The organism is Salinispora sp. CH2A1_6, assembly GCF_056820975.1.
In genome coordinates this window covers 141,007-159,993 of sequence record NZ_JBXEDG010000003.1, presented here as the reverse complement: position 1 = coordinate 159,993, position 18,987 = coordinate 141,007, and the positions used below count along the sequence as shown (strand labels likewise).

13 protein-coding genes and 2 pseudogenes are annotated in these 18,987 nt (G+C 70.2%); 5 read left to right on the top strand and 10 right to left on the bottom strand.

Features of this window, described 5'->3' with window-relative positions; genetic code table 11:
- The first annotated feature begins 163 nt into the window (after positions 1-163).
- The gene (locus tag AC1UKG_RS05515) at positions 164-973 is read left to right on the top strand and encodes a metal-dependent hydrolase (protein WP_018745410.1); all 810 of its coding nucleotides are present in this window, start codon (positions 164-166) and stop codon (positions 971-973) included.
- A gap of 5 nt (positions 974-978) precedes the next feature.
- On the top strand, positions 979-1,881 hold the full coding sequence (locus AC1UKG_RS05510) for an amidohydrolase family protein (protein ID WP_018814158.1): 903 nt from the start codon (positions 979-981) through the stop codon (positions 1,879-1,881).
- Here the strand turns inward: AC1UKG_RS05510 and AC1UKG_RS05505 are convergent, their stop codons facing one another.
- The 6 genes from AC1UKG_RS05505 to AC1UKG_RS05480 all read right to left on the bottom strand — a co-directional run bounded on the left by AC1UKG_RS05505 (position 1,882) and on the right by AC1UKG_RS05480 (position 9,015).
- Complete coding sequence (locus tag AC1UKG_RS05505) at positions 1,882-2,475, bottom strand: nucleotidyltransferase family protein (protein WP_018745412.1); 594 nt, start codon at positions 2,473-2,475, stop codon at positions 1,882-1,884.
- 213 nt (positions 2,476-2,688) lie between these two features.
- Positions 2,689-4,467 (bottom strand): bifunctional 3'-5' exonuclease/DNA polymerase, encoded by a 1,779-nt coding sequence (locus tag AC1UKG_RS05500; protein WP_482642745.1) that lies wholly within the window; start codon positions 4,465-4,467, stop codon positions 2,689-2,691.
- A 140-nt stretch (positions 4,468-4,607) separates the two neighbouring features.
- On the bottom strand, positions 4,608-5,567 hold the full coding sequence (locus AC1UKG_RS05495; RefSeq protein ID WP_018745414.1) for a carbohydrate ABC transporter permease: 960 nt from the start codon (positions 5,565-5,567) through the stop codon (positions 4,608-4,610).
- Between the two features lie 10 nt (positions 5,568-5,577).
- The gene (locus tag AC1UKG_RS05490; protein WP_018745415.1) at positions 5,578-6,519 is read right to left on the bottom strand and encodes a carbohydrate ABC transporter permease; all 942 of its coding nucleotides are present in this window, start codon (positions 6,517-6,519) and stop codon (positions 5,578-5,580) included.
- 23 nt (positions 6,520-6,542) lie between these two features.
- Positions 6,543-7,946 (bottom strand): N-acetylglucosamine/diacetylchitobiose ABC transporter substrate-binding protein, encoded by a 1,404-nt coding sequence (ngcE, locus tag AC1UKG_RS05485; protein ID WP_018745416.1) that lies wholly within the window; start codon positions 7,944-7,946, stop codon positions 6,543-6,545.
- A 106-nt stretch (positions 7,947-8,052) separates the two neighbouring features.
- Positions 8,053-9,015, bottom strand: coding sequence for a MurR/RpiR family transcriptional regulator (locus AC1UKG_RS05480; RefSeq protein ID WP_018745417.1), 963 nt, complete (start codon positions 9,013-9,015; stop codon positions 8,053-8,055).
- A 631-nt stretch (positions 9,016-9,646) separates the two neighbouring features.
- Here AC1UKG_RS05480 and AC1UKG_RS05475 point away from each other — a divergent pair.
- Together AC1UKG_RS05475 and AC1UKG_RS05470 are read left to right on the top strand one after the other, a co-directional pair.
- Complete coding sequence (locus AC1UKG_RS05475) at positions 9,647-10,237, top strand: hypothetical protein (protein WP_482643188.1); 591 nt, start codon at positions 9,647-9,649, stop codon at positions 10,235-10,237.
- Positions 10,238-10,388: 151 nt separating this feature from the next.
- Complete coding sequence (locus AC1UKG_RS05470; protein ID WP_482642743.1) at positions 10,389-11,804, top strand: acyltransferase family protein; 1,416 nt, start codon at positions 10,389-10,391, stop codon at positions 11,802-11,804.
- Here the strand turns inward: AC1UKG_RS05470 and AC1UKG_RS05465 are convergent.
- The 4 genes and pseudogenes from AC1UKG_RS05465 to AC1UKG_RS05450 form a co-directional block, all read right to left on the bottom strand.
- Positions 11,776-13,266: a CoA-acylating methylmalonate-semialdehyde dehydrogenase gene (locus AC1UKG_RS05465; RefSeq protein WP_018737104.1), complete on the bottom strand. Its 1,491-nt coding sequence runs from the start codon at positions 13,264-13,266 to the stop codon at positions 11,776-11,778. The two genes, AC1UKG_RS05470 and AC1UKG_RS05465, sit on opposite strands and share 29 nt — an antisense overlap.
- Entirely contained in the window at positions 13,263-14,573 is a 1,311-nt protein-coding gene (locus AC1UKG_RS05460; RefSeq protein ID WP_482642742.1) for an aspartate aminotransferase family protein, read from the bottom strand. The genes AC1UKG_RS05465 and AC1UKG_RS05460 overlap by 4 nt, the downstream gene beginning before the upstream one ends.
- Before the next feature lie 648 nt (positions 14,574-15,221).
- Positions 15,222-15,962 (bottom strand): annotated as a pseudogene (locus AC1UKG_RS05455) (MFS transporter); the annotation flags it as partial.
- A 1,100-nt stretch (positions 15,963-17,062) separates the two neighbouring features.
- Positions 17,063-18,002 (bottom strand): annotated as a pseudogene (locus tag AC1UKG_RS05450) (AraC family transcriptional regulator).
- A 71-nt stretch (positions 18,003-18,073) separates the two neighbouring features.
- Between AC1UKG_RS05450 and AC1UKG_RS05445 the strand changes: the two are divergent.
- Positions 18,074-18,913 carry an NAD(P)H-binding protein gene (locus tag AC1UKG_RS05445; protein ID WP_026271387.1) on the top strand — a complete coding sequence of 280 codons (840 nt, stop codon included), beginning with the start codon at positions 18,074-18,076 and terminating at the stop codon, positions 18,911-18,913.
- Positions 18,914-18,987: the final 74 nt, after the last annotated feature.

The window sequence follows — 18,987 nt, the reverse complement described above, 5'->3', positions numbered from 1 at the left end:
TCACCTCATTTTGCCGCCCCACCGCCGGGCGGCCGGCGGCCGGATCCGAGCTTCTCCGGGCCGTACCGTCTCTTTCGGAGCGGGTGTGCTCTCGGGCGGTGCCGCCACTGCACTACAGTGACGTAGCTTCTGCGCGTCCACGATCCGGGGAGGGTGAGCGGGCATGATGGGACCGTCGCACGCGCTGTCTGGCGCGACGGTGTGGCTGGCCGGCTCCTTGGCGCTGGACCACTTCGCCGGCTACGAGCAGTCGCCGCTCGCACTCGCCGTCGGCACCGCGGTCTGCGCGGGGGGTGCGCTCTTCCCCGACCTCGACCTCTCCGGCAAGGTCACCCGAAACCAGGGTGGCGCCACGGTCGCCCGCACCTTCGGCGTCTTCTCCCTCTTCGTCGCCGAGGTGACCGAGAAGGTGTCGCTCGGCGTCTACTATGCGACGAAGTTGAGTCGGGACCCGCGCCGCACCAACGGGCACCGCACCCTGACCCACACCATCCCCTTCACCGTGCTGGTCGGTTGGGGCACCACCGCGCTCTGCGCCGCGTACGGCAAGTGGGCGGTGATCGGCATCCTCTTCTTCATGTTCGGTCTCGCCCTGCGCGGCCTCTTCGACGACTGGGCCGAACGCGCCGGCTGGCTCGTGGTGACCCTCGCCTCGCTCGCCGCGGCGTGGTTCACCTTCGCCACCCTGCCGGGGGACCGCGGCTACCCGATGATCGGGCTGGCCGTCGGCGTCGGCTGCTTCGTCCACATCCTCGGCGACATGATCACCCGGGCCGGGGTACCGATCCTCTGGCCGATCCCGATCAAACGTCGGATGTGGCGGATGATCAGTCTGCCGGACGCGATCGCACTTCGGGCGGGCGGCCGGACCGAGGTGGTCTTCGTCCGGACCGCGCTCACCATCGTCGCGGTGCTCTCCGCCATCGGGCTGGTCGCTCCGCACCTGCTCAATCGCTTCAACATCGGGGCCTGACAGCCGTGCCGGTGGCCACCGAGGACGCCGACGACGCCGACGTCCCGGCGTTCTGGCAGGGGCTCGGCCTACCCGGCCTCGCCGACGTACACGTGCACTTCCTCCCGCCCCGGCTGCTGCGCCGGGTGTGGGCATACTTCGACGCGGCCGGCCCACTCCTCGGTACCACCTGGCCCATCCGCTACCGGTGGAGCGACGCGGAGCGACTGGCTCACCTGCGCCGGATGGGGGTACGGGCGTTCAGTGCCCTGGCGTACGCGCACCGCCCCGCGATGGCCGCCGACCTGAACTCCTGGACCCTCGACTTCGCCCGCGCGAACCCGGACTGTCTCCCCTCGGCCACGTTCTTCCCCGAGCCGGCGGCCCCCCGGTACGTCACCGAGGCGCTCACCGCCGGTGCCCGGGTGTTCAAGGTGCACGTGCAGGTTGGCGGGTTCGCCCCGACCGATCCGCTGCTCGATCCGGTGTGGGGGCTGCTCGCCGACGCCGGGGTACCGGTGGTGGTGCACGCCGGACACGCGCCGGCCGGCACCGCACACACCGGCCCCGACCCCTTCGCCGCCCTACTCGCCCGGCACCCGCGGCTCGCCGCGGTGGTGGCACACCTCGGCGCACCGGACTACGAGGCCTTCCTCGACCTCACCGACCGGTACGAGAACGTGCGGCTGGACACCACCATGGCCTTCACCCCGTTCTTCGACCGGGCCGTGCCCTTCCCCGCCGCGGAGCTGCCCCGGCTACGCGAGCTGGGCCTGGCCGGCAAGGTGCTGCACGGCAGCGACTTTCCCAACCTGCCCTACGCGTACGCCGCGCAGCTCACCGCGCTGGCCCAGCTCGACCTGGGCGACGCCTGGTTGCGGGCGGTGTGCTGGACCAACGCCGCCGACCTGTTTGATCTGCCGGGCTGACTACGCGCCGACCCGCTGCGGTGGGACGGTCAACCCGTACAGGGCCACCAGCTCCGGGCTGTCGACCCGGCTGCCGTCGGCGACGGTGTCACAGGAGATGTCGACGATCTGGTCCTTGTGCGCCAGCAGGTACGGACGGGCGCCGACATCCGCGCTGGCCAACGTGGCGATGCCGGACCAGTGTCGGCGGCCGAACAGCATCGGGTAGCCGCGCAGTCCGCCGTAGGTGGCGCAGACCAGCACGTCCGGGTACGGCAGTGCGGCGACCCGCTGGACCGCCGCCGCGGTCAGGCCCGGCATGTCCACCGGAACGACGACCACCGCCTCGATGGCGTCGTCGTCGATGGCCGCGAGGCCAGCCTTGATCGAGGAGCCCACTCCGGTTCCCCAGGCCCGGTTCACCACCACGGTGGCTCGGGTGAGGTCAGCGGTTTCCTGTACCTGGTCGGCGGCGGCGCCGAGGACGACTACGATCTGCTCGCAGCCGGCCGCCGTCATCGTGTCGATCATCGTGCTCACCAGTGGTTTCTCGCCCTGGCACAGCAGCGCCTCGGGGCCACCGATCCGGCGCCCGCCACCCGCGGCGATGATCATTCCTGCGGTCCGGTTCAGCGGGGCCACCTCCGTCTTGGTAACGGACCGGGCAGGCCACCTGCCCGGTCCGGGACGCACAACGGACCCAACGAGCAGTCAGCGTTCAGGTTCCGGGCATGAATCGGATATTACGACCATCAGGGACAAAAGGCTAAAGTCAGGCGGGTGGCCCGGACTGGCGTCGCCCTACCGGGCTCGGGGCTGAACAGCAGCTCAAGACGCGTCGGCGTAGCACTCAACGGTGGAGAGATCGAGCGGGAAACGTACCGGCGTCCGCCCGAAGAGCAACGCGCTCGCCCGCTCCCCGCACCGGGTCACCGCGGCGGCGACCGCCGCGGCCCGCTCGGCGCGACAGTGCACGATCACCTCGTCGTGCTGAAAGAAGACCAGCTCGGCGTCGCTACCGGACAGCCCCACGCCGCTACCGGCCGGCCGGGCGTCGCTGCCGGCCAACTCCCCCCGGAGCGTGGCCAACAGCGTCGCGGCCCATTCTGCGGCGGTGGCCTGGATGACGAAGTTCCGGGTGAACCGGCCGCGCGCCCGGGCCCGCGCCGACCGACCTTGCTCACCCCCGGCCGGTACCGGATCCGCCTCAGCAAGCTCGCCCGCGCCCGGCGGGCAGGTACGGCCGAGCCAGGAACGGACCAACTCGCCGGCCTCGCCGCTGCGCGCGGCTGACTCCACATAGCCGAAGGCCGCCGGATAGTTACGCCGCAGCACCTCCAATGCCGGTGCCGCCGAACCGCCGGTCTGCCCGTACATGGCGCCGAGCAGAGCCACCTTCGCCCGCGCCCGGTCCCCACCGAACGCATCGGCGGCCAAAGCGGCGTACAGGTCCCCCGCCCGGGCCGCGGCGGCGAGCCGGGTGTCGCCGGAGACCGCCGCCAGGATCCGCGGCTCGAGCTGCCCCGCGTCGGCGACCACGAACGTCCAACCCGGGTCCGCCACCACCGCCCGCCGGATCACCTTCGGGATCTGAAGCGCCCCACCACCTCGGGTCGCCCACCGGCCGGAGACCACGCCGCCGGGGACGTACTCCGGACGGAACCGCCCCTCCCGCACCCAGGCGTCCTGCCAGGCCCAGCCGTGCGCCGTCCAGATCCGGTAGAGCTCCTTGTACGCCAGGACCAGCGGCGCCGCGGGGTGGTCGACGCCACGCAGCACCCAGGACCGGGTGTTCGGCACCTCCACCCCCGCCCGGGCGAACGCCCGCACCAGCTCCAGCGGCGAATCGACGTGCAGCTGCGGCACGTCGAAGGCGGCCGCGATCCGGGCGGCCAGCTCCGCCAGCCGACGTGGCGGCCCACCCACCGGGGAGGGGCCACCAAGCAGCTCGCCGAGGAGGGCGTCATGCACATCCACCCGCCACGGCAGCCCCGCCGCCCCCAACTCGACGGCGATCAGCGCCCCCGCCGACTCGGCCGCGACCAACAGCCGAAATCGGCCCGGGTGCTCGGTGGCGGCGATCCGGGCGAGCTGGTCGGCGTAGACCCGGCTCAGAGCCGCGATGCCGGGACCCGGCGGAGCCGGCGGCGACTCGAAGAGCGCACCCTGGCCGTGGCCCGGGGGCTCGGCCAACCGCGGCGGCGGATCGGGCGGCACCGGCGCGCCGGTCAGGCGTGCCCAGGCGGCCGTGAAGGAACGCGGCTCACCCCACCGACCCGCGTGACCGAGGAGCAACGCCTCGGTCAGCTCGATGTCGTGACAACGGTCGACCCGGACCCCGGCGCGCAGCAACACGGGGTAGAGCGCCGCACCGGACGCCCAGACCCAGCGGGGGCGCTCTCTTCGCTCGCGGTCGGCCATCGCGACCGCCAGGTCGGCGACCTGCTCCGGCGGCCCGATCGGCACTCCGGCAGCGTCGAGCGGCTGCAGCACTCCCCCGCCGACCCCGGAGCCCGCCCCCGGCGCAGCGGGGAGTCGAGGGTCCGCACCCGCCACCACCGCCACCACCGCCGCCATGATCACGATTCTGCCCGCCCGGTACGACATCGCCGGCCAGCCCGGCGACACATCAGTCGCGAGACTGGCCGGCAGCGGATCCGCTGGACTGGTGGGCCGGCGGCGGGGCGGGCCGGATTCGCCGGGCGGGCGGCGAGGGGCGGGCGGCGGTTCGCCGAGTTGGCGCCGGGCTACTTGCTGATGCCCGCGGTCAAGCCCGACTGCACCTGGCGCTGGAAGACGATGTACACGATCAACACCGGCAACATCGCCATGGTGACCCCGGCGAAGAGGCCAGACCAGTCGGACTTGTACCCCTGATTGACCGACAGCTCGATCAGGCCCTGGGCGATGACCTGGTTCTTCGGCTCACCGTCTGCGGACTGCATCAGCAGCGTCGGCAGATACCACTGGTTCCACTGCCCGAGCACGTTGAAGATACCGATGCTGATCAGGCCGGGCTTCGCCATCGGCAGCATCACGCTGAAGAAGAGCCGGCTGTGTGAGGCCCCGTCCACCAGGCCCGCTTCGGCGATCGCGTTCGGCAGGGTCCGGAAGAAGGAGTGCATGAAGAAGACCGTGAAGGCCAGTGACCATGCCGCGTACACCAGGATCAGCATCAGGTGCTTGTTCGGCCCGAGCGGCGGGAAGAGCACCCCGGTGTTGTAGACGCCCTTGAACAGCGGTACGGCAGCGAGGTAGATCGGCAGCGTGAGGCCGGACAGGAACATGTAGTAGATCAGCCGGTTACCGGGGAACTCGTAGCGCGCCAACACGTACGCGGCCATCGAGCCGAGCAGCATGGTCAGCGTGACGCTGCCGGCCAACACGAGCACGGTGTTGAGGAAGAAGTCGCCGAGTTGCCCCTCGGTCCAGGCCCGGCCGAAGTTCTCCCAACGCAGCGTCTCCGGGATCAGCGACAGCGGCTGCCGGATAACCTCCGCGTCGCTCTTCAGGGCCGACATGACCACCCAGATCAGCGGGTAGACGACCATGATCGCCCAGACCAGCAGGAACAGGTGGGAGAAGCCGTTGAAGAACTGTGCGCCGGGCCGCCGGCCGCCGGACCCGATGCGGCGTGCCGACGTGGTGCGGGCCGGCGGAACGAGATCCGGCCCGACGGGACCGGGGTCGTGGGTCACCGTACTCATCGTCGACTCCTCAGTACTCGATCCGCTCGCGGCGGGTGATTCTCAGCTGCGCCGCGGCCAGGAGGATCGTGAAGATCGCCAAAGCCACACCCATCGCGCAGGCGTAGCCGAACTGGCCCTTCTGGAAGGCGGTGAAGTTGAGCACCGACGCGAAAATCTCGCTGGCGTGGTTCGGGCCGCCCTGGCTGGGTGTCATCACGAAGACCAGGGCGTACATGTCCAGGGCGATGAAGCCCAGATAGATCCAGGCCACCGAGACGGTGTCCCGCAGCAGCGGCAGCGTGATCCGGAAGAACGTGTGGAACCGACCGGCACCGTCGAGGATGGCCGCCTCGAAGACATCCTTCGGAATCGACTGCATCGCCGCGGAGAAGAGCACCATGTAGAACCCGGCGCCGCTCCAGACCGCGATCAGCAGCAGCCACCAGAGCACCGCGGGGACACCGAGGAAGGGCTCCGGGTCGAACGTGAACAGAATCGGGTCCTCCGGATCAACCAGCCCGATCTTCATCAACACACCGTTGATCAGACCCTGCCCGTCGGCCCGGTAGATCTGCTGCCACATGACGGCGACGACGACCAGGGACAGCACCTGCGGGAAGAAGAAAATGACCTTGTAAAGGCCGGAGCCGAAGACACCCCGGATGCCGGCCCTGTCCTCGCGCCCGCCCACGTTGAGCAGGAACGCGAGAAACAGAGCCAGCGCGATCGTGAACAGCGGCACGGTGATCAGGAAGAACACGTTGTGCCAGAAGGCCTTCCTGATCAGCTCGTCGGAGAAGAGCCGGACGTAGTTCTCCAGCCCGACGAACTGCTGCCGGTCGGAGTAGCCGCCCCAGTCGGTCAACGAGTAGCCAGCCGCCTGGGCGAAGGGCCAGACCACGTAGAAGAGGTAGAGCGCGACCGGCAGGGCCAGGAAGCCCGTGGCGAAACGCGCGACACCGTGCCGCATGAGACTCAATGCCTCCGTTCGGGTCAGGCGGAGCGGGTCTGCTTCTTGATCGACGAGTCACTGGCGACCTTGTCGGCGGCGCCCTGCATCCCGTCAACGAACTGCTGGGCGGTCAGCCGACCCGCCATCAGCTCCGCGGAGAGGTTCTGGCTCTCCTTGTCCAGGTCGGCGTAGAAGTTCCAGAACTTGACCGAGACCAGGTCCTGCGGAGCGTTACTCATCAGCTCGTTGGCGCTGGCCAACGCCGAGTCCTGGACGTTGTCCCCGGAGCCCCTGGTGGAGGCGAGGGATTTGGTCAGCTCGGCGAACTTCGCCGAGCCCTCCTTGGAGAGCACCGCCCGCAGGAACTCCTTGGCGGCGGCCTTGTTCGGCGCCTTCGACGGCACGACGATGCCCTCGCCCGCACCGGCGTAGACGTCGTTCGGCGCCTTGTCGCCCGCCCCCAGGCTCCAGTAGTCCGACAGCTTCATCTCGAAGCCCGGGGGAATGGTCTGCGCCATCTCGTTCTTCAGCCAGGTGCCGACCTGGATGAAGGCGGCCTTGCCGTCGAGCCACGCCTGCTGCGACTGGGTGTGGTCGAGCTGGCCGGGGAGCAGCAGCTTGTCCTTGACCAGCTTCTCCCACGCCTCCAGGGCCGGCAGCACCCCGTCGGCCTTCCAGGCGTTCTCCTTGAGGTTGTCGATGTCGATCACCGCCTGCTTGCCGGCGGACTTCCAGATCGTCGCCATCAGCGCCCAGCGCGGGTAGTAGCCGTGCACCGCGTCGTAGACGTACGGGGCCATGCCCCTCGCCTTGATCTTCGGCGCGAGGGCGAAGAAATCGTCGAAGGTCTTCGGCGGCTGCCAACCCTCCTTCTCGAAGAGGGCGGCGTTGTACCAGTTACCCCAGACCGTGTAGGCGACGTTCACCACGTAGAACTTGCCCTGGTAGGTGCCGTCGTTGACGGTCCCTGGCAGCAGGGTGTCCGCCACCGTGCCCTCGCTGTCCCACGCCGGGGCGGCGAGCAGGTCCTCCAGCGGCTCGATCGCGCCCTCGTTGACGAGGGTGCTGATATCCATGAGGTCGGCGCCCGAGTTCATGATGACGTCGCTGGGCTGGGTCGCCATCTTCGGCTGCTCTTCGGTCTTGATCTTCTGGGTCGAGGACATGTTGACCGTGACGTTCGGACGCTTGGCCTTGAAGACCGCCTCGTCCTCCTTGGCCCACTGGTCGCCCAGCCCGCCGTCGAAGATGACCACCTTGACCGAGCTGCCGTCCTGGACGCCGAACGGGTTGTCCTTGCTCTTCGCGGCACCGGAGTTGTCGTCCTGGGCCGGGTCGCTGCCGGCGCAGGCGCTGAGCAGGCCGGCGGCCGGGAGGGTCAGCAGACCCGCGGCGGCGGCACGACGTAGCAGGGCCCGGCGGTTGAGGTCGGGGGTAGCGGACATGCGACTCTCCTTAGCGGTAGATCGGGGGGTACCACTGCGGACGGGTGAATCCGTCGTACGGCCTCGGCGGTCAGCGGGACCGCTTCGGCGTACCGAGGTGCGCTGGTCATGAGCTGGCTTCCTTCGCCGCCTTGTGCCCCTCAACGGCCTGGGCGGTACGTCGCAGGGCCGCGTGGGCTCGGTCGTGGGTGCGCTGGGCGACGGCGATGTAGAGCAGGTCGAGCACGACCAGCTGGGGGTGCCGGGCGGACAGCGCGTCGGGGCGGAAGGTGGTGGCACCACTGGCGGTGAGCAGCACGATCTCCGCCAGCTCGGCGAGCGGCGAGCGGGCGAAGCCGGTCACCGCGACGGTGGTCGCACCCCGGCTGCCGGCCTCCGCCAGCATCTCGATGGTTTCCCGCGTCCGGCCGCCGTGCGAGACGCCGAGGGCGACGTCACCGGCCCCCAACAGGGCCGCCGAGGCCAGCCCTTCGTGCACGTCGTTCCACGCCCAGGCGGCGACTCCGATGCGGTGGAGCATGAACTGCATCTCCTCGCCGACCAGGGCGCTGCCGCTGGCGCCGAAGATGTTCACCCGGCCCGCGCCGGCGATCGCCGTGGCGGCCCGCTCCACCTCGGCGAGGTCGAGCAGGGCGGCGGTGTCGTGCATCGCCCGGGTGTCAGCGGCGATGATCTGTTCGAGCACCCGGCGCAGCGGATCGCCGGGCTGAATCTCCCGGCCGATGTCGATGGTCCAACCGGCCAGGCGGGCCCGACCGCTCTCGGCGGCGATGCCGAGCCGGAGGTCCGCATAGCCCTCGAAGCCCATCGCCCGGCAGAAACGGGTGATGGTGGCCGGGGAGGTGCCACTGCCCTCGGCCAGCTCGACGATGGTGGCGCGGGTGACGGCCTCCGGGTCGCTGAGCACGTGTTCGGCGACCCGGCGCAGGGCCCCGGTCAGGTCACCCACCCCGGCCCGGACCCGGGCCAACACACCGTCGGCCGCATCAGCACGGACGCCGCGGCGGTCACACCCGTCGGCGTCGGCCACCACGGTCTCCGCGGCGGTGCCCACCTCGTGATCAACCATCCGAGACTCTTTCCGCAAAGAATGTTTACTGTTGGTAAAAGTTCTTACTGAACCCCCCTTCATGTCAAGACCATGGATGAAGTTTTCAAAACGTTATCTTTGGCTCCGACCTTCTGTCCGCGGCAGCGGAAATCGCCCAGCAACCGGCGCCAGACCAGCGCGGAAGCGCACCGGACAGCGACCGCGCCGCCAACCCGCCGGACTGCCGACACTGTCCCGGAGCGCGCCGGACCAGGTGTGATCACATCCGGACAAAACGGCTGGACGCGTAGTTCGACCCTTTCCCGACCTCACAGACGGTTACGGATGAGATATGCCGGTTTGGGGGTGTGGTCGGGGGCGTGGTGGTGGTGGAATCTCGGCGGCCGTCGGGGCGTTACACCCTGCGTACGGCCGTGGAGGTGGCCCGCTTGGGCGGGTGACACCGGGTGCGGGTCGCCGGGAATGCCGGTGGCCGGCCGGTCGTTACATCTGGACCCGGCGCCGTGCGTGTCCCCGGACCGCGGTAGCCGACCCCCTTCTCTTTTCTTCTCGTTTTGTTTTGAGCGCCGGACGGTGCTTGCACCCTGTTGCCGCCTGACCCCCTTCGGGCGTGCGTGATGGGTGTCGACCCCCGAATGGAGCAACCCCCATGGTGAACACGATTCTGCGTCGTAGTGTGCTTGGTATCGCTGGTCTGGCCCTGTCCACCGGTGTCGTCGCCGGCCCCCTGGCCACCCTCACCGACACCACCACCACCCCCGCCGCCGCTGCTGGTGTGGTGCAGGTGGAGAAGCCGGACATGGGCACGCTGATCCCGCACGGCACCCAGGGCGAGCAGTCCCGCATCGACCTGGGCGACGAGCAGGTATCGAATGTGAAGGCCATCATCGAGGCCACGAAGAAGGCCGGCATGGACGAACGCGCCGCCGTGGTCGCGATCGCTACCAGCTTGCAGGAGTCGAAGCTGGAGAACCTGGGACACCTGGGTGCGCGTAACGACCACGACTCGCAGGGCCTGTTCCAGCAGCGCCCCTCCTCCGGTTGGGGCAGCGTGGAGCAGATCACCGACCCCGAGTACTCCACCACCGCCTTCCTCAACGGCCTCAAGCAGGTCGACGGCTGGCAGGAACTGCCGTTGACCGAAGCCGCCCAGAAGGTCCAGGTGTCGGCCTACCCGTTCCACTACGCCCAGTGGGAGACCCAGGCCGCCGACCTCGTCGCCGCGCACTGGACCAACTGACCCCACCGCAGCACCACACCCCCCGCCCACAGACCTGACCCAACCAAGGGGGAAAGAAACTGTTGGCCGGCACCCGGTTCGGGTGCCGGCCAACAGCCGTGTCTGGGCGAACGCCGACCGGTGAGCGGCACCGTCCCCTACGCTTGCGCTCATGGGCCGCCTGCGCCGACTCGCCGAGGCGACACCGGCGAGCCGGAACCGCTACCTCGACCTGCTCCGGGCCCTCGCCATCATCATGGTCGTTCTCGGTCACTGGAGCGTCGTGGACATCGGGCACGACGCCTCCGGGCAGCCCACCGCGCGCTCCGCGCTGCCCGACCTCCCCTGGGCCTACCCACTGACCTGGGCGGTCCAGGTCATGCCGATCTTCTTTCTGGTCGGTGGGTACGCCAACGCCGCCTCCCTGAGCTCACACCTCCATCGGGGCGGTGACGCCACCGGCTGGCTGCTCGGCCGCAGCGCCCGCCTGCTTCGGCCCACCAGCATGCTGATCCTCGTCCTCGCCGCCGTTGGCCTCGCCGCCCGGCTCGGCGGCGCTGACCCGTCGTTGGTCCGGACCGTGGTCTACTTCGCCACCATCCCGCTGTGGTTCCTCGCCGCGTACCTCCTCGTGGTGCCGCTGACCCCGGTGATGTACGCGCTGCACCGGCGGTACGGGCTCCTCGTACCGGTGGCGCTGGCCGTCCTGGTCGCGGCGGGGGACCTGACGCGCGAACTCGGTCTGCACGACACCGCCCTGCCGAACTATCTCTTCGGCTGGCTGGCCATTCACCAGATCGGCTTCGCCTGGTACGACGCGGACAAGAAAGACGCTGACGCTGCGGCACCGCGTGGCCGCTCGACGGGACTCCGCACCCGGCGGCTACCGCTGTCCCGGCGGGCCGGCTGGACGGCGCTGCTCGGTGGGCTGGCGGTGGCGGTGCTGCTGACCGGTCCCGGCCCGTACCCGGTAAGCATGATCAATATTCCGGGTGAGCGGCTGAACAACGCCGCCCCGCCCAGCCTCGCGCTCCTGGCGGTGAGCACCGCACAGCTCGGGCTCCTCCTACTGCTGCGCCGACCGGCGCAGCGCTGGCTACGCCGCGACCGCCCCTGGATGGCGGTGATCGCGGTGAACAGCGTCGTCCTGACGGTCTTCCTGTGGCACCTGAGCGCGGCGATCCTGGCGATCGGGGCCCTGGACGCGGTGGGGTTGCTACCGACCCCGGCCGCCGGCACGGCCGCCTGGCTGGCCTGGCGGATCCCCTGGGTCCTGATCCTCGCTGTGTTCCTGGCCGTCCTGGTCGCCATCTTCGGTCCGATCGAGGCGCGCACCGGCCGCCCCCCGGCCGCCCGAGGACCCGCTCCGCCGTCGGACGACCGGGCGGAGCACCACTGGCGGGTCACCGGCCGCAGCGTGCTCGCCGTCGCCGCCTTCGTCGCCGTCGTCGCCGCGCTCGTCGTCAACGCGACGGCCCCACGGGACGCCCCGCTGCTGCTCGGGCTGCCCGTCCCGGCGCTGGTGGCCTACCTGGCCGGGGCGGGCACCCTGCGGCTGCTCAGGTCTGGGTGGGGAACCCCAGGTTGACCCCACCGTGTCGGGGGTCCAGCCAGCGGCTGGTGACCACCTTGCCCCGGGTGAAGAAGCGCACCCCGTCCTCCCCGTGCGCGTGCAGGTCACCGAAGAGCGACGCCTTCCAGCCGCCGAAGGAGTAGTACGCCATCGGCACCGGGATCGGCACGTTGATCCCCACCATGCCCACCTCCACCTCGTGCTGGTAACGCCGGGCGGCGCCCCCATCATTGGTGAAGATGGCCGTCCCATTGCCGTACGGGTTGGTGTTGACCAGGTGGACGGCCTCCTCGTACGAACCGACCCGGACCACCGACAGCACCGGGCCGAAGATCTCGTCGGTGTAGACCGACATCTCCGGGGTGACCCGGTCGAACAGGGTCGGCCCCAACCAGTAGCCGTTCGGGTCCCCGTCCGGACGCACGTCCCGACCGTCCACCACCGGCACCGCGCCCGCCGCCACGCCCGCCTCGACGTACGAGCGCACCCGCTCGGCGTGCGCGGCGGTGACCAGCGGGCCCATGTCGCAGCCGCGCCGGCCGTCGCCGGTGCGCAGCCCCGCCATCCGCTCGGCGATCTTCGCGACCAGCGCGTCCGCGACCGGCTCCACCGCGACCAGCGCCGAGATCGCCATACAGCGCTCCCCCGCCGACCCGAACCCCGCGTTGACGGCGGCGTCGGCGGCCAGGTCCAGATCCGCGTCCGGGAGCACCACCATGTGGTTCTTCGCCCCACCGAGGGCCTGCACCCGCTTGCCCGCCAGCGACGCCCGCTGGTGCACGTGCCGGGCGACCGGCGTGGAGCCGACGAACGACACCGCCCGCACCGCCGGATGATCCAACAGGGCGTCCACGGCCTCCTTGTCCCCGTTGACCACGTTGAGCACCCCCGGCGGCAGGCCCGCCTCGGCGAACCACTCCGCCAGCAACAGCGCCGCGCTCGGGTCCTTCTCACTGGGCTTGAGCACCACCGCGTTGCCCGTGGCCACCGCGACCGGCACGAACCAGAGCGGCACCATCACCGGGAAGTTGAAGGGGCTGATCACCGCCACCACCCCGAGGGGCTGGCGCAGGTTGTAGGAGTCCACCTCGGTCGAGACGTTCTCGCTGAACCCGCCGCGCATCGCCGCGGGGATGCCGCAGGCGTACTCGATGACCTCCAGCCCGCGCTGCACCTCGCCGGCGGCGTCGGCGAGCACCTTGCCGTGCTCCGCGGTGATCACCTCGGCGAGCCGGTCGCGCCGGGCGTGGACCAGCTCGCGGAAGGCGAAGAGCACCGCCGTGCGCCGCGACAGGGAGGCGTCTCGCCAACTCCGCGCGGCCCGGTCGGCGGCCTCGACCGCTGCCGCCACCTCCGCCGCGGAGGCCAGCTCGACCTCCGCGGTACGCGCGCCGGTGGCCGGGTCGAAGACGTCGCCGCGACGCACCGCCGTGCCGGTGAGCAGCTTGCCGTCCACGAAGTGCCCGATGAGACTCACGCCGCCACCTCCGCCGCGGTCCCGCCGGACCGGATCGCGTCCACCAGAATTGCCAGGCCCTCCCGGGCCTCCTCCTCGGTCAGGGTCAACGGCGGGCCCATCCGCACCACGTTCCCGTACAGGCCGCCCTTGCCGACGAGCAGGCCACCGGCCCGGCACGCCTCGAACACCTGGGTCGCGCGCCCGGGATCCGGGTCCGCGGTGCCCGGAAGGACGAACTCGACGCCGAGCATCAGCCCCTTCCCGCGTACCTCGGCGACCCCGGGGAGCCCGCCGACCGCGGCGCGCAGCCCCTCGTTGAGGATCGTGCCGACCCGGTCCGCGTTGGCCTGCAGATCGTTGTCGAGCAGGTAGTCGAGGACGGCGTTGCCGGCGGCGGCGGAGATCGGGTTGCCGCCGAAGGTGGAGAAGCTGATCGCCGGCACCGACTCGACCACCTCGGCCCGCCCGACCACACCGGCGAGCGCGAACCCGTTGCCGACGCCCTTGGCGAAGGTGATCATGTCCGGGGTCACGCCGTGGGCCTGGTAGCCCCAGAAGTGCGTGCCGGTCCGCCCCCAGCCGGTCTGCACCTCGTCCGAGATGAGCAGGATGCCGTGCTCGTCGAGCACCTTGCGCCAACCGCCGAGCAGCCCGTCCGGGCCGTGGACGAATCCGCCGACGCCCTGAATCGGCTCGGCGATCAGGCAGGCGACATCACCCGAGGTCTGGGTGGCCAGAACCTCCCGCAGGTCCTCCACCGCCGCGTCGATCCGATCCGCCTCGGGAAGCCGGGCCAGCAGGCCCCGCAGCCGCTCCCCCGAGTGCAGCCAGGCCACCTGCAACGGGTTCAGCGGACTCGCCGACCAGCCCCGGTTGCCGGTGACCCCGATGGTCGCGTACGACCGGCCGTGATAGCTGTTGCGCACGGCGAGGATCTGGTGCGAACGCCGATAGTTGGTGGCCATCAGCAACGCGGCCTCGTTGGCCTCGGTGCCGGAGTTGGTGAAGAAGACCCGCGCGTCCGGGATGCCGGACAGCCGGGCCACCTTCTCAGCCAACTCCACCTGCTGTCGGATCAGGTAGAGCGTCGAGGTGTGCACGATCCCGGTACGCAGCTGGCGCTCCACCGCCGCGCGGATCTCCGGAATGTCGTAGCCGATGCTGTTGGTCAGCACGCCGCCGAAGAAATCCAGGTACGTGCGGCCCTGCGCGTCGGTGACCCGACGCCCCTGACCAGCGACGAGTTCGAGCGGTTCGTCGTAGTAGAGCGGCATCCAGGACGGGAGCACCGCCCGGTGCCGGGCCAGCAGATCGTCGGTGGTCATAGTGACACCTCTCAACGAAGCGGGTGATGACGGCACGCTCTCACCACCGCGCACCGCGAACAACTGGCACCGTGTAGCGTCACCGCACCGTCCACCTGACACCACGTCAACCGGCCGGCGGTTGTCGCGTCCCGTGCGGATTGAGGACCCCATGATTGTCGAGCCGCGAATTTTTCGAGCAGTCTGAGACAGGGCCGTGACGGCTGCGGGAAGCAGCACAACGGCTCCGGTCACAGCGAAACACCAGGCCAAAGAGAGGGGAGACAGCAGCAGGCCGATCCCGGCCGCCCCCGCGGCATTTCCCGTGTTGAAGGCGGTATTCACCCAGGTACCGGCCTCCGTACTGCGGGCCTGGGAATCCACTTCGCCGGCAATCAGATAGGCCGTGGTCAGCGCCGGCGCCATCAGAAACCCAACGGCACCGGCCAGCGCAACCAGCCCGACCATTCCAGTGGCCTGGCCGGACAGCACACAGAAAACTCCGAGAAAAGCGGCCAGAATCGGCAGCCGGGTGCGCGTGGACAGCCGCCAGCGCACCGCACCGTAGAGCAGCCCGCCCAGCGCGCTGCTGACCGCCAGCGCCGCCGACACCCAGGACACGGAGGCAGCGGCGCCGTGCCGGTCCGCGAAGGCGACGGCCAGGAGAGTGAAGGCCCCCATGCAGGCCCCCAGCCCGGCGGTAGCAAGAACCGGATCGGCCAGGGACGTCCACCAGCGTGCGTCCCGGCGGGGCGGGGCGGCCCCCTGCTCGCCGCCGGTGTCGGGCTGCGGCGCGGCTGAACCGCGGAAGGAGGCGGCGACCGGGGAACCCGCGAGGACAGCCGTGCCGCCGAACAGCAGCACCGCGCTCAGGGCGACTCCGAGGGCGGGCTCGGCGAGCGCCGTGAGCACCCCGGCCAGCAGGGGCCCGACGACGTAGAGCAGTTCCTCCGCGACAGTGTCCAACGAGTAGGCCCGCTGGAGCAGTTGCTCGTCGTCGTCCGGGACCAGATCACGCCACAGGGTGCGCATGAACGGTCCCAGCGGGGGCGCGCACGCGCCGGCCGCGGTGCCGAGCACCCACAGCGCTGCACCGGGGGCGCCGGGCTGCCAGGCCACCGCCGCGATCAGGCCGAGCAGCGACGCACATGCCGCCGCCATGGGCAGCAGCGCCCGGTGCACACCGTGCCGGTCGATGAGGCGGGCGCGGTACGGGGCCAGCAGGGAACTGGCGAGTCCGAAGACGGCCAGGACACCACCGGCGACGGCGTACGACCCCGTCGCGTGTTCGACGGTGAGCACCAGCGCCAGGAAGACGATGCCGTAGGCGAACCGGGCGACGAGCGCGGCACCGAACGTGCGGGCCGCCTGCGGTAGCCGGAGGACGGTGAGATAGGAGGGGGCATGCACAGGGGATGCGGATGACACGGGGGACTCCTGCGGGTTCACGCGTCCCGGTGGCGGGCACGGGACGGGCTGCGGACCAGGGGGTACGGGATCGCGGAGGGCAGGGTTCGTCCGGGGCCGGGGTGCGGCCGTGGGCGGCTACGGACGGAGGCCCGTGACGGTGCCGGCGCCGGACGGAGCACCCGGCATACGGGCAAGGGACAGGGTCACGGCGGCCTTGAGAGCGTCGGCCGTAGCCGTGCCCAGGCCATGACGGTCCAGAGTGGCCAGCGCAGATGGCCGACGCAGCACCGTAGAGTACGAAGGATTCCCTAACCGGGAAGACATATGACGTTCCTCATCGAACGTGGCGCGCGTACGCGCGCCAAAGGCAGGTCAAAGACAGCAGGGCCCTGATCCGCACCAGGGCAGAGGCAGTCTTTGGTCTACGCACGAAGGAAGAACATTCCGGTGACAGTAGCAGCACCCACGGGGCCGGCCCCGACGACGGGGTGGCCGACCGCCGGAGCAGCGGGAGTTCGCTGACGCCATCACCGTCGGTGCGCCAGTCCGACACCCCGGTCCAGCAGCCTCGCAGCAACGTCCGTACCCGATGGGTGTTTTCCTCCCCTATCACCGGTGAGTACACGTCAATGGTCTCCGGAGTGCTGGCCCTGCGCGGAGGCATACGCCGGGCGGTCACCCACGACCTACTCGGAGCACCACGAATCGCAAGATAAACCCCGCAATGATGGAGTTCCCTACCCGCCTGGTCGACCAGAGAATAGGGCTCCCCTCCTGGTGGGAGGCTTTTATCACTCCCGCCGCTTTTTTAGTTCTCCATCGACAATAATGAGAACGCCACCGATTGTGACTACTCCGATCAGAGCAGCGGAAAGCCAGGATGATCTAAATCCGTTCAAAGTCATGGAGGTGAACCAGAAGGCACCCCCGGTCATTATAAGGATCCTGGCAACGTGGTTCAGTCGTCCCATACCGCGCTCCTCCTCGCTGGGGCGGACTATCCTCAGTAGCAGCCCTTGTCCCCACTGCCTGTCTGCCTGCGGCACCGTCTGTCCGGCCATCGGATCGATCCACGACCCACCAGGACCGCCCTCGATCTGCTACCGCCCAGCGGCCGAGCGGTGTGCACGGGGGCTCACCCCACGGCGGCGCTTGAAGGCGGTGCTGAGCGCGAAGGAGCTGCCGTAGCCCACCCGGCGGGCGACCGCACCGACGGTGGCGTGCGGCTCCCGAAGCAGGTCGGCGGCGAGACTCAACCGCCAGCCGGTCAGATAGGACATGGGCGGTTCACCAACCAGTGCGGTGAACCGCCGGGCAAACGCCGCCCGGGAGACTCCGGCTTCGGCGGCCAGAGATGCCACGGTCCACGGCCGGGCCGGGTCGTGGTGCAGCATTCGCAGGGCGGGGCCGACGACGGGATCGCTATGCGCTTGGTACCAGCCGGGGGGCTCGGCACCGGGACGGGCGAACCATTCCCGCAGCACGGCGATGAGCAGCAGGTCCAGCAGCCGGTCGAGAACCGCCTCCTGACCGGGGTCATCCTTGACGATCTCGTCGGCCAGCAGTGGGATCAACGGAGAGTCCCAGGAGTCGCCGGGCACGATGAGCAGCGGCGGCAGTGCGGTCAGCAGCCGTTGGCTGACCGCACTGCCGCATCGGGTACGCACCGGTCAGCAGCATCGTCGGGCCGTCCGCGCTGTTGCCCCAGGTCCGCACCCCCCACTCACTCATTCCGCAGAGTTCCCCACCATCGGGGCCGGTGCAGCGTTGGCCAGGATGAATGACGGCCTGCGGTGCCGTGGAGGGGTCGTCGGCGACCCGGTACGGGGCGGGGCCGCGGACGATCGCGATGTCCCCCGGGGTCAGCCGGACCGCCGTACCCTCCTCCGGCGCGACCCAAGCGTCACCTCGGACCAGGGCCACCAGGGTGAGGGGCGCCTCGTCCCGGATCGCCAGGGACCACGGCGGGGTCAGGACCGAGCGCAACAGGAACGCACCCTGGGCTCGGGGTCCATCAAGGAGACCTACGACTGCGTCCATGTAGACGATTGAACACAAGCTCGCGCGGATTAGCTATGTCCCGTCTCAGGCTGGCGCACTTCACTGGGCGTATGACAGACCAACGAAAGCAACAACACACCCTGGTCCTCGGCGGCACCGGCAAGACCGGCCGACGCATCGTGGCCCGGCTGCGAGATCAGGGCGTACCGGTGCGGGTTGGCTCCCGCACCGCCCGACAGCCCTTCGACTGGACCGAACCGGCGACCTGGGCACCGACCCTGCGGGACGTGAACGCCGTCTACCTCTCCTACCACCCGGACCTCGCCGAGCCGGGCGCGCTGAAGACGGTCGCCGCGTTCACCGATCTCGCGGTGGCGGCCGGGGTCTCCCGGCTGGTGCTGCTCTCCGGGCGCGGGGAGGAGATTGCCCGGTCCGCCGAGGAGCACGTCCAGGCCGCCGGGGTGGAGTGGACGGTCCTGCGGTCGAGCTGGTTCAACCAGAACTTCAGCGAGGACTACCTCCTGGAGCCGGTCCGCGGCGGTGAGGTCGTTCTCCCGGTCGGGGCCGTACCCGAGCCGTTCGTGGACGCCGACGACATCGCCGACGTGGCGGTGGCGGCACTCACCGGCCATGGGCACGCCGGGCAGCTCTACGAGCTGACCGGGCCCCGGCTGCTCACCTTCGGCGAGGCGATCGCCGACATCGCCACCAGCACGGGCCGGACCATCGAGCTCGTGCAGGTCTCCTCCGCGGAGTACGCGGACGGACTCGCCGCCGCCGGTGTCCCGGCTGGCACGATCGAGTTGTTGACGTACCTCTTCACGACCCTGCTGGACGGGCGCAATGCCCGGCTGAGCGACGGTGTTACGCGGGCCCTCGGCCGGCCGCCGCGCGACTTCGCCGACTACGCCACGCGCACCGCGGCCACCGGCGTCTGGGGCGGGGCATAGCCTGCGGTGCCATGCGGATCGACTCAGGCCACGCCGCTGAGGACAGCGGCCTGAGTCGGTCCGCGTGGATCCAG